General features: G+C 72.5%; 9 protein-coding genes and 4 pseudogenes. 10 read left to right on the top strand and 3 right to left on the bottom strand.

Translation table 11 applies throughout. The annotated features are described in order from the left end of the window. Positions 1-178: 178 nt before the first annotated feature. Positions 179-529 (top strand): hypothetical protein, encoded by a 351-nt coding sequence (locus ACIHEI_RS34265; RefSeq protein WP_396609491.1) that lies wholly within the window; start codon positions 179-181, stop codon positions 527-529. Between the two features lie 16 nt (positions 530-545). After that, positions 546-938: pseudogene (locus tag ACIHEI_RS34260) on the top strand (ATP-binding protein); the annotation flags it as partial. A 33-nt stretch (positions 939-971) separates the two neighbouring features. On the opposite strand, the gene ACIHEI_RS34255 reads toward ACIHEI_RS34260, so the two are convergent. Then, positions 972-1340 (bottom strand): hypothetical protein, encoded by a 369-nt coding sequence (locus ACIHEI_RS34255; protein ID WP_392945546.1) that lies wholly within the window; start codon positions 1338-1340, stop codon positions 972-974. Positions 1341-2100: 760 nt separating this feature from the next. Then, a complete protein-coding gene (locus ACIHEI_RS34250; protein ID WP_396609490.1) occupies positions 2101-2961 on the bottom strand; it encodes a universal stress protein in 861 nt (286 codons plus the stop codon). Between the two features lie 452 nt (positions 2962-3413). On the opposite strand from ACIHEI_RS34250, the pseudogene ACIHEI_RS34245 reads away from it, so the two are divergent. The 7 genes and pseudogenes from ACIHEI_RS34245 to ACIHEI_RS34215 form a co-directional block, all read left to right on the top strand. Further along, positions 3414-3506, top strand: a pseudogene (locus ACIHEI_RS34245) (BBE domain-containing protein); the annotation flags it as partial. 123 nt (positions 3507-3629) lie between these two features. Next, positions 3630-5384, top strand: coding sequence for a serine protease (locus tag ACIHEI_RS34240; protein WP_396609489.1), 1755 nt, complete (start codon positions 3630-3632; stop codon positions 5382-5384). Then, a complete protein-coding gene (locus ACIHEI_RS34235) occupies positions 5381-7765 on the top strand; it encodes a tetratricopeptide repeat protein (RefSeq protein WP_396609488.1) in 2385 nt (794 codons plus the stop codon). Before ACIHEI_RS34240 ends, ACIHEI_RS34235 begins: the two co-directional genes overlap by 4 nt. A 54-nt stretch (positions 7766-7819) precedes the next feature. Then, positions 7820-9310, top strand: a complete 1491-nt coding sequence (locus ACIHEI_RS34230) for a VWA domain-containing protein (protein WP_396609487.1) — start codon at positions 7820-7822, stop codon at positions 9308-9310. Next, positions 9307-10464, top strand: coding sequence for a hypothetical protein (locus ACIHEI_RS34225; protein ID WP_396609486.1), 1158 nt, complete (start codon positions 9307-9309; stop codon positions 10462-10464). The genes ACIHEI_RS34230 and ACIHEI_RS34225 overlap by 4 nt, the downstream gene beginning before the upstream one ends. Then, positions 10461-11834, top strand: a complete 1374-nt coding sequence (locus tag ACIHEI_RS34220) for an ABC transporter substrate-binding protein (protein WP_396609485.1) — start codon at positions 10461-10463, stop codon at positions 11832-11834. The genes ACIHEI_RS34225 and ACIHEI_RS34220 overlap by 4 nt, the downstream gene beginning before the upstream one ends. After that, positions 11831-12205, top strand: a complete 375-nt coding sequence (locus ACIHEI_RS34215; protein ID WP_396609484.1) for a CU044_2847 family protein — start codon at positions 11831-11833, stop codon at positions 12203-12205. The genes ACIHEI_RS34220 and ACIHEI_RS34215 overlap by 4 nt, the downstream gene beginning before the upstream one ends. Positions 12206-12446: 241 nt before the next feature. On the opposite strand, the pseudogene ACIHEI_RS34210 reads toward ACIHEI_RS34215, so the two are convergent. Next, positions 12447-13382 (bottom strand): annotated as a pseudogene (locus ACIHEI_RS34210) (helix-turn-helix domain-containing protein); the annotation flags it as partial. A 329-nt stretch (positions 13383-13711) separates the two neighbouring features. On the opposite strand from ACIHEI_RS34210, the pseudogene ACIHEI_RS34205 reads away from it, so the two are divergent. Next, a pseudogene (locus tag ACIHEI_RS34205) lies at positions 13712-13990 on the top strand (hypothetical protein); the annotation flags it as partial.

Genomic DNA, 13990 nt, shown 5'->3' with positions numbered 1-13990 from the left:
CACGGCTCCTCCGGGGCGGACGGACTGGTGGCTGGTCAGTAGCCTGCCAGGGCGCCGCCGCACACCGACGGACCCCGCAGCCAGCCGACACGTCCGGCCGAACGCCGGGCGCGGGCCGAACCGGCGGGAATGCTTTTGCCCATCGACGCAACCGGCCCTCGGCGTACGGGGAATGACGATGAACCAGCGAGAATCGTCCGGCGCGCCACCGAACCGTCGCGCCCTGCTGACCGCCGCCGCCGGAACCCTGGCGGCCGCGGCCGTCGCGCCACCCGCAGCCGCGGTCGTCACGCCACCCGCCGGCGCCGACGGTGCGCCACCCGCCGGCGCCGACGGTGCGCCACCCGCCGGCGCCGACGGTGCGCCACCCGCCGGCGCCGACGGTGCGGCGTCCGGGCGGGATCCGGAGACGTTCGGGCCGGCGGCGGTGCGGCCGGGGGATCCGCGGTACGAGAGCCTGCTGCGGGGCGACAACCACCGGTTCTGCGGGAGACCTGGCGGAACCAGCCGGCCGCATGCGCGTCCGTGACCCGGGACCACGGGTCTGCGGGGCCGGGTACTCGATCTACTTCACCACCGTCGACGACATGGTCCGCCACCTCAAGGCCGCCGAAGCCTCCGGACGCCTGGCCGGCAAACTCCGCACCTACCTGCGGCCCAGCGTTCTCGTGGTCGACGAGGTGGGCTACGAGCCCCTGGAACGCGCCGAGGCGAACCTGGTCTTCCAGGTGATCTCCAAGCGCTACGAGAAGGGCTCGATCATCCTGACCTCGAACAAGACCTTCAGTGAGTGGGGCCAGGTCTTCGGCGACGACGTCCTCGCGACCGCGATCCTCGAACGGCTCCTGCACCACTGCGACGTAATCTCCATCAACGGCCCCAGCTACCGGCTGAAGAACCGGCTCGCCGCCATCGAGCGGGACAGCGACGCGGCCTGATCATCTGAGCCTCTGCAGCCAGCAAGGGCGGCTCTATTCGTCGAGGTACTGATACTCCCCGCTTGCGCCTCCGATCACCACACCCCCATCGCGGACCTGCCACTCACTCATGCCCTCGGTCTCATGGCTGACGAGGAAGAGGCCGGTGACCAGGTCGTTGTCATCGTCGGAGGCAGGGATCTGCGCTACGAGACGTAGTTGTTCCCGGAACCAGTCGACGGACTGCTCGCGCATGTCAGCACCGAAGAAGACCCAGTTGGTGAAGTTGTACTGCCGCTCGGGGAAGCCCCAGCCGCCGCTATAGGTCCGATCGGGGTCCTCGGAGCCGACGATCTCCTTGACTCGGACAAGCTGCTGGTCGTCGCACTCCAGCCAGCCCCTGATGCGGACAAAGACACCCACGACAATCGCTCCTTCGTGTCCCGGGCACCTTCTGCTGAGTGTCCACGGTGACGCCAAAACGAACGATAGGCGGAACGAGCTCGGCCCTGCAAAGGACTTGATCAGCTCAAACAGGACGTCAGACGGAGCTTCCGACAACTGAGCACGTTCGTCCGTACCTGGCTGAGCGCTTCAAGGAGTACGCCGGCAGGGACAAGGGCCCGGACACCGAAGCGCCCGGAACCCCATCCGTTCCCACGACGCCACGCCCCCCGTTCCCCGAAGACGTCAACCGTCCGAACGGCGGCTCGACGTCGTCCCGACGCCGAGCGGGATTGCCCCGGGCCGGCCTCGGCGGCGACGTGCTCCACGTCGGACATCAGCATCAGTGCCATGCGCGACACGACGGCATCGCACGAGCCTCTGGGAAAGGGGTTGCTGCACGCGGGTCACATGCGGGTCGGCACTGGCCATGGCGGGGCCGGCGAGCCATGTCGAGCTCCCGCTGCGACGGATCGGTGCCTGCGAGAGCCTGTGCGCCACGCCCCGGCGAGCAGGTTCACCAGCACATGGCTGGGCATGGCTTGATGTATCCCGACGCCGATCGTTGGAGTCGATCAGAATCGCGACCTTACTGTCTTCACCGCGGAGGCCTTCCGCGTCCTGCGCCCCCGGCGGCCGGGCCGCCACCCGCGTCCGGCCCGAGTCAGTCAGCGGCTGCCGGGTTGCCGGCATGTCGGCCGGAGAGGACGAAGGCTGCGCCCACGGGAAGGCGGCGATCTCAGTCGTGCGGGACGACGGCGACCGGGGCGGTGCAGTGGTGGATCGCCGCGTGGGCGACAGCGCCGAGCCGGGTGCCGAGGCGGTGCTGCCGGCGGCCCACCACGACCAGGTCGGCCTGGGCCGAGGCGGCGACCAGCGCGTGCGCGGCACCGCCGGTCCTGGTCTCGGCGACGGCCTCGACGCCGGGATGTGCCGCCCGGACCGGCGCGAGCGCCTTGGCCAGCACGTCCATGAGCTCGGCGCCCCGGAGTTCCACGTCCTCCTGCGGCGGCATCCAGCCTGCCGCGGTCCAGAACGGGACCGCCTCCCATCCGTGCACTGCCCGCACTCGCGCCCCCCGGCGCTCGGCCTCGGCGAACGCGAACTCCAGCACCGCCGCGGAGGACTCACCGCCCACGCCCACGACGATCTCGGGGCGGTCGGCGGCGTCGGCAGGAGCTGCGGGCGCGCCGTCGCGGACCAGCACCACCGGGGTGGTGCTGCGGGCGGCCACGGCCAGGCCGACGGAGCCCACCACCAGGCCGGCGAAACCGCCGAGGCCGCGTGAGCCCAGCACGACGAGCCGGTGCTCCGCGGCACGGGCGAGCAGGGCGTCGGCGGGGTCGTCGGCCACCGCCTCGGTGACGACGTCCAGCGCGGGGTGAACGCCGCGCAGCCGGTCAGCGACCTCTTCCAACTCCAGCAGGGCGCCGCGGTGGGGAGCCGCCGCGGGCCCGTCGCTCCAGGCCGAGCCGAGCCAGGGCCAGGCGTGTACGATCCGCAGCGGTTCGCCCTGCCGGGCCGCCTCGGCGGCGGCCCAGCCGACTGCGGTTTCGGACCGCGCCGATCCGTCGAACCCGGTGACGATTCCGTGGGCCATGGCCGTTCCCTTCTGTCGGGCGGTGACCCGGTGTCCCGCCTCCGGGATCCATGCTGCTGCTCGCGGCGACCGCCCCGACAGGACCCGACGGTCCTTCGCGCGGACCCAAGGTCCTTCTTCGCAGCAGGACTTGGCATGGGGCCGGGTGGCGTCGGCGGGCTGCTCAGCGCAGCCGGCGGCGGGACCTGACCACCGGCAGGGTGGCCCACCAGCGGCCCAGGCCCCAGCGGTCACCGGCCTGCGCGGCCGCGAGGACGATCGACAGGAGGGCATAGACCATGTGGTGGTCGACGACCGGGTTGGTCGATCCGCGGGGTGCCCCGCCCGCGAGGTGTTGGGCGGGAGGCCATTCGGCCGCCCAGTGGAACCTCCGGAATCTTGCTGACCTTTTGCTGACCCCGGATGTTGGATCACGCCCCTGAGCTGGGGAGAGGCGTCGATCTCGTGATAACAAGCAGAACTACCCGCGCCTGCAACGCGTCAAGGCCCGCTGGGACCCGCGCGACGTCTTCCGGCATGCTCTCTCGATCGAACTGCCGCACTGACCTGGCATGCAGGCCCGAATCGAGTATCCGGAGCCGCAGCCGAATCCTTCGGTGTGTCCACAAATGATGTGATCATGTGAAGTGAGTGTTCGTCAGATCACTTAGACGGTAACGTCTTTCGCCATGGGGCGGGAGGATCCTTGGCTCGCGCGCATCGAGGACACCCAGGGGCGCGTGCATGGTGCCGGGACGATGCTCGACGGCGAGTATGTGCTGACGTGTGCGCATGTGGTCGAGGAGGCGATCGGCGCTGTGCGCGGGGCCGATCGCGAGGTCCGGGTCCGTATTGCCGGACGTCCCGACGAGGCCCATCCGGCGACCGTTGTCGAGAGTTGCTGGCAGCCGCCGCTGCCGGACCAGCGCGGGGATGTGGCGATCCTCGCCCTTCGGTCCGTGGTGCCGGGCGCGCCGCGGGCGAGGATCCGGCGGACCTGGCAGCACGACGAGATCGTGCGGATCTTCGGCTTTCCGGCGGGTACCGACAACGGCCAGCTGGCCCGGGCGAAGATCGCCTCGTACGACTTCACGGGGGAGCGGGTGCAGCTCGACGCGGTGCTGGAGCAGCGCGTCGATCGCGGGTTCAGCGGTGCGGCGGCGCTCGCCGCGAGTGGTGAGATCCTCGGCGTGATCGCGGTGGTCCGGGCGCCGCTCGCCGAGAGCAGCTGGATGATCGCGGTCCGGACGCTGTACAAGTACGCGAGCGCGGTGCTCGACGGGCACCTGGCGAGCCGGCCCTCGCAGGTGGCGCCGAGCGACTGGTCGTCGCCGCGGGTCCCGGAGGTCCTGGACGACCCGGTGCAGCTCGCGCTGACCCGGCACCTGGTCGGCTGGCTGGCGTCCGGTGGGCCGGGCGGGGTCTGTGCGATCGGCGGTGGCGGCGCGGTCGCGCTGACGTCCCGTCTGGTGGGCCTGACGGTGCGGGGCTACCGTCGGGCGGCCCCTGACGAAACCGTCACCGGCGCCCCGCCCGGCACCGTTCCCCAGCTGGGTGAGGTGGACGCCGCCGTCGACGCGACCGGGCGGACGACGGAGCAGGTCGCCGAGCAGCTCGCGGAGAGTCTGAGCCTGCTGACCGACCGCGTCACCGATGAACTCTTCCACCAGCTGGAGGAGTTGGGCTCACCGATCGTCGTCGTGGTGAACGCGGTCGACCTGGCGGCCGACCCCGGTGAGCTGTACTACCGGCTGCTCGAACCGATCGCCGCGCGGGCGCCGAGCATCGGCGTGCGCCTGCTGCTCGCCTACCACGGCGACCCTCCGCGTTACGTCCGCAGCGCGGTCGCGGCGAGCCTCGGGCGGCCTGCCGCGACCGCTCCGCCGGGCGGTCAGCGGGGCGGTGGGCACGGCGGGGCGACGCGGTTCGGCCGGCGACTCGAGCGGCTCGACCGGTTGGTGGAGGAGGTCGAGGCGGCCGAGCGCGATGCCCGGGCGTGCCGCGACCACGTCGCACCGCGGATCCTCGGCACGCCGCCGCCGCAGGTCGCCGGCGCCGCCGCGCTCGCGGTCCGCCTTCGGGTGCTGCGGGACACCCAGCACCACGATGGTGCCGGCCCGGCCAACGCCGGATCCGCCCTCCGGGGACGGCTGCTGGGCGAACTCCATGCCTGCGAGGAGGCGGCCGCCCGGTTGCTGGCGCGGGCCCGGCGCCTGCACGCCGCGTGCACGGCTTTGCTCGCCCGGCGCGACCGGGCCCGGGGGCGGCTGGACGCCTACCGCTCGGAGGCCGCGGGGCGCGGCCTGATCGAGGAACTGGGCGAGCCGTACGAGGCGGCCCGGCGGCTGCTCTACAGCGGTGAATGCGATCTGCCCCTCGCCGAGCTCCGGGTTGAGGAGTACCACCAGGCCGTTCGACGCGTGATCGACGGGAGACAGGCATGAACCGGTGCAACCGTCCTGGCTGCGGTGGCGAACTCGACGCGACCGGCTACTGCCGACGCTGCCTGCTCCCGCCACTGGTGGCCCCGCCGGCGGGCGCCGGCCGGCCGCCGGCCGGGGAACAGGCCCCGGTGCGGTCGGTGCGCTCGGCGCCGGTGGGCACAGGTCGCGGCGTGGTGCCGGTGGGCACGGAGCGCGGCGTGGCCCCCGTGCGGTCGGTGCGGTCGGTGCCGGTGGGCACGGAGCGCGGCGTGGTGCCGTCCGGGCGCCGCGCAGAACTCGTCCAGCCGCCGCGCCAGTTCGGCGACGACCCCTGGTGGGGGCTGGGCCTCGTCACGCTGCCGACCATCGACGGACCGGAGCCGGGCCAGGCGGTCAAGGCCATGCCGCAGATCCCGGAGGAGCGGAGGGTCTGCCCCAACCCCGCCTGCGGCCGCCCGGTGGGCACCGGCCTCGACGGCCAGCCGAGCCTGTTGGAGGGGCGCTGCCCGTACGACGGAACGGCCTACTCGTTCGTGCCGAGACTCAGCCCTGGCGAGCTGCTGTCGGACCGCTACCGGGTCGCGGGCTGCATCGGGCACGGCGGCTTCGGCTGGGTCTACCTCGCCCACGACGAGCGCCTGAACAACCGTCCGGTGGCGCTCAAAGGCCTGATCGACGCGGAGGACCCCGTACATGTCGAGGACGCCGCCGAGGAGAAGCGGTTCCTGATCGAGCTCAGGCACGCCGACATCGTCGACATCTACGACTTCGTCACGCACGAGCCGACGGGCGGGTCCCGGCACGGCTACCACGGCTACCTGGTGATGGAGTACCTGCCCGGCTACTCCCTGGAGCGCCCGGACCTGTTCGGCAAGCTGGAGACCGAGCAGATCATCGGCTACGTCCTGTGCGTGCTCCGGGCGTTCCAGTACCTGCACGACCGCCAGTACCTGTTCTGCGACCTGAAGCCGAGCAACCTGATGGTGTACGGCTCCCGGATCAAGCTGATCGACCTCGGCGCGGTGCGCGAGGCCGGGAAGCCGGGCAGGTGGGCGTACTCGGAGGACTACCGGGCCCCGGAGCTGCTGGACACCGGGCCCACCGTCGCCACCGACCTCCACACGGTGGGCCGGACCCTGGAGTCGCTCCTCGGGTGGTACACCGCCGACCCGGACCATGCCCGCTTCACCTCACTGCGTCAGCTCATCAGCCGCGCCACCAACGCCGATCCACAGCTGCGGTTCGGTTCGGCGGCCGAGATGGCGGGCCAACTGAGCGGCGTGCTGCGCGAGTTGGTCTCCAGGCGCGACGGCACCCAGTACACCGCGCCGTCGCTGCTCTTCGCCCGCTCCACCACTCTGCTCGACCCCGGACTCGGGACGGTGCCGCCGCTCGACCGGTGGACGAGCACCGCGGCGCTGCGGGCGGCCGCCGAGGGCAGCTGCCGTACGCTCGTCACCGCCCCGCCCGCGCCGGTCATGGCGGCGGCCGGGCTGCCCGAGCCGCTGGTCGACGCCCGGGATCCCGCCGCCGGGTTCCTCCGGGCCTCGGTCAGCACCGATCCGGCCGTCGCCCTCTCCCAGCTCGCCTCCTACACCGGCGCGGACCCGGCCGCCGCCCGCGTCCCCTCGCCCGAGGTCGAGTTGCTGCGCTGCCGGCTCCACCTGCGGCTCGACGACCTCGAAGCGGCCCGCGCCGCGCTGGACCGGGCGAGGGGCCTGCTGCGGCCCGGCTGGCGGCTCAACTGGCACGAGGGGCTGACAGCCCTGGCCGAGCGGCAGTTCGGCGGCGCGGAGAAGATGTTCACCGCCTGCCACCGGATGCTGCCGGGTGAGCTCGCGCCGAAGCTCGCGCTGGCCCTGTGCGCCGAGTACCGGGCGGCGACCGACGAGGAACTCGACGCCGCAGCGGCCGCCTACCTGTCGGTGTGGCGGACCGACAGCTGGCACGAGAGCGCCGCCTTCGGCCACGCCCGGACCAGGCTCCGCCGCGGCGACCGGGCCGGCGCGGTCTCGGCGCTGCGGGAGATACCCGACACCTCGCCGCACCACCGGGCGGCCCGGATCGCCGCGCTGCGGATCCACACCGGGCGGCTCGGCGCCGGCCCCGAGGGCCTGCCCGGCCGCACGGACCTCGCCGAAGCCGAACAGGCGCTGGCCACATTGCCGTTGGACGAACCCGAACGGCGCCGGCTCGCCGCCCTGATCATGGAGGCCAGGCTCGACCGCCGGCGCAGCGCGCGACCGGACCGCACCGCGTCCGAGGACGAAGCCACCGAGCACGAACTCCGGTCGTGGCTGGAGAAGGAATACCGGGCGTTCGCCCAGTGGGCACCGGACGAGATGCGCCACACCGTGCTCGTCGACCTGGCCAACGCCGTAAGACCGGTCACCACGCAGTGAACCCGCACGCTCCGACGGATCGTCAATCTTTCTCTACGGACGGGGAATTGGCACATGAGCGAAGCGCCGAGAGTCACCCTCGAGGCCAACTACGACAGGTACCGCTCCCTGGCCGAACGTGAGGTGCACGTCTACCTCAGCGTGGCCGCGAGCACCCCGGACGGCCGGTCGGCGGGCCCGCGGAGCCAGGCGCAGTTCGCCGAGGTCGTCCTGCTGGACCAATCGGGGTCGATGAGTCATCCGCGCACCAAGCTCCAACGGGCCAAGGAAGCGAGCTGCGCCGCCATCGACACCCTGCGCGAGGGAACCCGCTTCGCCGTGGTCGCCGGCACCCACGAGGCCACCATGATCTACCCCCGGGAGTCCTTCCTCGCCCCGGCGAACGCCACCACCCGCGCGGAGGCCAAGCAGGCCGTCAACCGGATCGCCCCCGGCGCCCAGGGCACCGTCATCGGCGCCTGGCTCGACAAGGCCCGCGAACTGCTCGAACCGCATCACGACCGGATCTGCCACGCACTCCTGCTCACCGACGGACGCAACGAACACCAGGACCGCTCGGCACGGTCGATGGAGACCGTACTCGCCGACTGCCGTTCCGTTTTCACCTGCGACGCCCGCGGCATCGGCGCGGACTGGGAGCCCGCCGAGCTGAGACGGATCGCCGAGGAACTCCGGGGAACGGCGGACGCGGTACCCGACCTGGCCGACCTGGCAACCGACTTCCGCACACTGGTCCGCACCGCCATGGGCCGCACACTGTCCGACCTGGCGCTGCGGGTGCGCTGCGCACCGGGAGTGTCCGTGTCGGTCCTCGAACAGGCCCACCCGGCGGTGGCCGACCTGCTCCGCCACCGCCTGCCACTGGCCGGAACAGCGGTGACCGACTACCCGACCGGCCCCTGGAGCAGCGAGACCCGCGGGTTCGTCGCGACCTTCACCGTGACCGGCGACCGGACGGCCGGCGCCGGCGCGGAGACCCTGGCCTCCATCGAGGTGGTCATCGGCGCGATCGGCACCGAGCGGGCCACACCCGTCAGCCCGGTCGAGGTGGTCACCGCGCGCTGGCTCGACCAGCCGGCCCCGGAAACCGTCCTCGGGGCCGACCGGCACCGCCACGAGCAGGAGAAGGAGCTGTACGCGCTCAGATGGCGCGGCGGCGCGCTGTTCCGCCAGGGGGATCGCCAAGGCGCGTGCGACGCCTGGGGCCGGGCCGTGGCACTGGCCACCGAACTGCGCAACGAGGACGCGCTCCGGCGACTGGGCCAGGTCGTCCAGGTCGAGGACGCCGTACGCGGCGTGGTCAGCCTGCTGCCGGAACTGGATCCCGACTACGTCCTGCAGGCCATGATGGGCACGGTCACCAGCAGCTTCTACAGCCACTTGCGCAACCCGGCGCCACGCGCCGACCCCGCGCCCGCGCACCCGTCCGGCCCCGGGCCCGTCTGCCCGAGATGCCACCGGATCGCCGTGGCCGGCGCACGGTACTGCGAGAACCTCGCATGCGACCACGAATTCACCGACCACGCACCGGCGGTGGGCGGATGACGGCCCCCGGCACGGTGACGCCCGAACCCGCGACGGACGAACCGGCGACGGACGAACCGGCGGCACCCTCCACCACCGCACGCACCCTGCGCCGGCTCCGCGCGGCCCTGGTGGCCGGCAGCCTGCTGACCGGCGCGCTGTGCCTGCTGGTGTCCAGCCAGGCCCACACCGGAACCGACGCCGCCGGCGGACGGGCCGCCCCCGCGCTGCTCCGGGCCGAGGCCGCGAACAGCGCGCTCGCGGACGCCCACCGGGTGGCGGTGCACGGCTTCCTGCAAGGCACCGTGGGCCTCGGCGGCCTCGGCGACCAGTACCAGAACGACATCGCCGCGATCAGCCAGAACCTCGCGGAACTGGCCAGATACAACGTGGCGGGCCCGGAGAGCACCAGCGATCTGCAACTCGTCGAGGGCCTCGTCGTCGCCTACAACGCCGAGATCGAGCAGGCCGCCGCCGACTACCAGCGGACCCACGACATCAACCGCGCCCTGCCGGCCCTCTGGTACGCCACCCTGCAGTACCGGGAGATCTCGGCCACGCTGGACCGGCTGCGGACGGACGGCCGCACGGCACTGGCCGACCGGCGCAGCTCGGCATGGCTGGCGGGCACCACAGAGCTGCTGTTCCTGCTGCCGTTCGCCCTGGTACTGGCGCTGTTCGCGCGGACCCAGTTCGTGCTGCGCCGCCGGTTCCGGCGCCGGCTGAGCATCTGGCTGACGACCGCTGCGCTCGCCCTCACCGCGGCGGTGCTGTGGTGCGGTCAGTCGCTCGGTGCCTCGGAGGGACACCTGCGCTCGGCCCTGGACGGTCCGTTCGGCGAAGCGGTCACCCTGACGCAGCAGCAGGCGAGCCGGTCCGCCGCCGAGGCCGGCGAGGACCTGTTCGCCATCGTCACCGACGAGAAGGCCTGCCCGGACGCTCCCGGGTACTGCGGGACCGGCCTGACACCGCCGGCGCCCGCGACCGGCGGGACGAGCGAAGACGGTCACCAACTGGGCCGGGCCGAGGCCGAGTTCACGAACGGGGTCGGCAAAGCGGACGCCTCCTCCACCGAACGCCTGACAGTCGTCCTGCTGCTGACCCTGACCGCGGCCGGGGCGGCCGCCCGCGCGCTGAATCCGCGCATCGACGAGTACCGGTTCGGAGGCCGATGATGCGGCACAAGCGCCAGGCAGCCCTCCGGCTCCTACTGGTCCTCACCCTGCTGGCCGGGTCCGCCTCCTGCCTCGGCGGCTCGTCCACGTCCGACCGGCGAGTCCTGACCATCCTGACGCCCTGGACCGGCGGCGACGAGAAGGACTCCTTCCAGGCGGTGATCGATGCCTTCGAGGCCGACAACCACGACATCACCGTCCACGCCTCGCCCACCCGGGCGCTCGACCAGGTGCTGCGGGCCGGTGTGCAGAAGGGCGAGGAGCCGGACCTGGCCGTGGTCGCGAACCCCGGGGCGCTGCGCTCCTACGCGCAGCAGAACGCCCTGGTTCCGCTGGACGGCTTTCAGAACAAGGCACTCGGCGATGAACTCGTCGCGCAGTTGAAGTCCGACTACGACCCCCTGTGGTACCGGCTCGGGGAGGCCGGGACGAAGCATCAGTACGCGGTCGTCGTCAAAGCCTCCGTCAAGAGCCTGATCTGGTACAACCGCGAGCTCGCCATCCGACCGGACAGCAGCTGGGCCGACGTGGTCGCCGCCGGCCGGTCGAAAGCCCACCAGGGCAGGACGCCCTGGTGCTTGGCCATGGCCGACCCCCCCAACTCGGGGTGGCCCGGCACCGACTGGATCGAGGACATCCTGCTGCACCAGTCGGGTGTCGGCACCTACACGGACTGGGTCGACGGCAAGCTCGAATGGAAATCTCCAGAGGTCGTCGCGGCCTGGCAGACCTGGGGCCAGACCGTCGCTGCCCCGGACGCGATTCGTGGCGGCCCGCTGACCGCGCTGCTGACCAGCTACGGCGAAGGGGCCTATCCGTTCTTCACCGCGACGCCCGGCTGCTACCTCGAGCACGGCGCCCTCGTCACCCCGGACCCCGAGACACCGACCACACTCGTCTCGGGAAAGGACTACGACTTCCTCGCGTTCCCCAACTCCCAGTCGACGTCGACGTACGAGGTGTCGGGAGATCTCGTTGCGATGTTCCGCGACTCGCCCGAGGCGGAGAGGTTCATGGTCTTCCTCGCGAGCCGGAAGGCCCAGCAGATCTGGCCGGAACGCCAGCCGGAGGCGGCCTTCTCCGCCAACCGCACCGTCACGAAGACGCTGGCCCAGGGCGCGACCAACCTCATCGCCCGCCGGATCAACCAGCTGCTGGACTCGGGCGCCACCCTGTGCTTCGACGCCTCGGACACCATGCCCAGCGCCATGTCGGCCGCGTTCAACCACGCGGTGCTCGAGTACCTGAACGACCCGACCCGACTGGACGCGATTCTCGCCGATCTGGAAAAGGTCCGGGTCGACGCCTACCCGCAGCCGATACAGAGCTCCGTCTGCCCGCCCCCATCCTCAGGCCAGGAGGCCAAGTGACAACACGTACCGAATTCACCCTCGCGTCCGGCGGCACGCTGGTGGTCGAGAGCGAGGGCACCGGCACCGGGGTGGCGCCGGCCGGCCGGGGAAGTCTGGAGCGAGCCAGCGCCACGGTGCGGGACTCGCTGCACACCGTGGTCAACACGGCGTCCGACGTGATCGACGCGTTCCGCGCCCTGCCACGCCGACCCGACGAGATCGAGGTCAAGTTCGGCGTCAAACTGGACGGCAGCGTCGGCGTGATCCTGGCGGGCGGCTCCGCCGGCGTCCACTTCGATGTGACGCTCCGCTGGTCCCCCGACCATGCTGCTGAAGCCGAGGACGAGGACGAGGCCCAGGACCAGGCCCAGGCCCAGGCCCAGGAGTGACCGCAACTGCCAGGTGCGAGCCGCCTGTCGCGACTCGCACCTGGCAGGACCGTTGCCGTGCTTGGCGCAGGGGCAGGTCGGCGAGCAGGGCGAGGGTGTGGGCGCTGAAGTCCGGTCCTTGCGCGAGGGCGGCGCGGCGCAGCAGTGTGCGTGCGGGGGGCGTGAGGCGGCGGTAGGAGAGGGCGAACGCCGCGCGGACTTCCAGGCTGCCGGCGCGAAGGGCGTCCAGCCGTCTTTCCTCGTCGGTGAGGTGCGACACGAGGGTGCCGATGCGTTCGGCCGGTCGCGCGGCCAGCCGTTGGCCGGCCACCCGGATGGCCAGTGGCAGCCGGCCGCACAGGTCGGCGAGATCGCGGGCGGCCTGTTCCTCGGCGGCGACCCGGTCGGCGCCGAGGATGCGGGTCAGCAGGTGGACGGCCTCCTCCCGGCGCAGCAGGCCGAGGTCCGTCCGGCAGGCCGACTCCAGGCCGGCCAGCGAGTGCCGGCTGGTCACCAGGGTCAGTGAGCTGCCCCGGTCGGGCAGCATCGGGCGTACCTGGTCCTCGTCCGCGGCGTTGTCGAGGAGGATGAGCAGCCGGCGGTCCGCCGTGAGGGTACGGAAGAGGCCCGAGCGTTCCTCGGTGCTGCGGGGGACGGCGCTCTCGTCCACCGCGAGGGCGCGCAGGAGCCGGGCCAGTGCCTCGCGCGGGTCGGTCGGCCGCTCGTCCGTGCCGCGCAGGTCGAGGGCGAGTTGGCCGTCCGGGTAGTCGGGTGCGAGCAGGTGCGCCGCGTGGACGGCGAACGCGCTCTTGCCCAGGCCCGGTTGACCGGTGATCAGTGCGACGGGTGCCGGGCCGCGGTCCGTGTGGGAGGCCAACTCCCGCACGCTATCCAGTGCTTCGGTACGCGTGGTGAAGTCCCGCAGGTCCCGGGGAAGGGCGAGCGTACCGGCGAGCGGCGCCGCGCGCACGGCGCGTGGGCGGCCCAGGGCGGCGGTGGCCTCCAGCGCAGGGGCGTCGTCGGCGCCCAGGGCCAGTGCCTCGACGGTGCGGCGCTGCGGCCCGCGGGCCCTACCGCGTTCCAGGTCGGCGACGGTGCGCGCGCCGAGCCCGGCGGCGTGGGGGAGGTGCTCCTGGCTGTGGCCCGCGCGCAGTCGCAGCCGGCGCAGCAGTGCGCCGAACTCGCCGGGGCCGGTCACGGCCGGACAGCGGGCACGACGCGGGTGAGCGGCACAGCGGGCTCCTTACGGTGCGGCGGGCCCACCGGCACGGTTCGGAGGACTGCGCCCGGTCCGCTCGCGTCACCACGGTGTCGGCCACCTGCTCGGATCGCGGCGGCAACACTGCAGGCGGGTCAGCGGATGATTCGTCAGGAACATACCAGCGCGGCGCGCACCGGCAGGAATCGGGAACCCGCATTTCTGCCGGTCGTTCCGCCGGGACGCGGGTCATCGGGCCGGATACGTTCGGCGCGGTTGTCCGGCTTCGGGCCCCGTCGTAGAGCGTTCGCAGTCGGAGGTACCAGTCCGTGGCCGTTGAGCTCCCCGAGCCGCTTCAGTGGGTCCTGCTCCTGCTGGCGGGTTGCCGTTGGCCGGAGGCGGACGAGGACCGGTTGCGGGAGATGGCCGAGCACTGCCGCCGGGCGGCCGAGGGGCTCAAGGAGGCCGCGCAGGGCGCGGATTCGGCGGTTCGGCGTGCTCTCGACGGGCAGCAGGGTGCCGCCGCCGATGCGCTGGGCGCGTACTGGGTCAGGTTCTCGGTCGGATCGGGCAGCGTGGACGACCCGGGCCGGCTCGGTGGTGTGGTC

Source organism: Kitasatospora sp. NPDC051984, from assembly GCF_044593455.1.
Classification (GTDB): Bacteria; Actinomycetota; Actinomycetes; order Streptomycetales; family Streptomycetaceae; genus Kitasatospora.
This window is presented reverse-complemented; position numbering and strand designations above follow the sequence as displayed.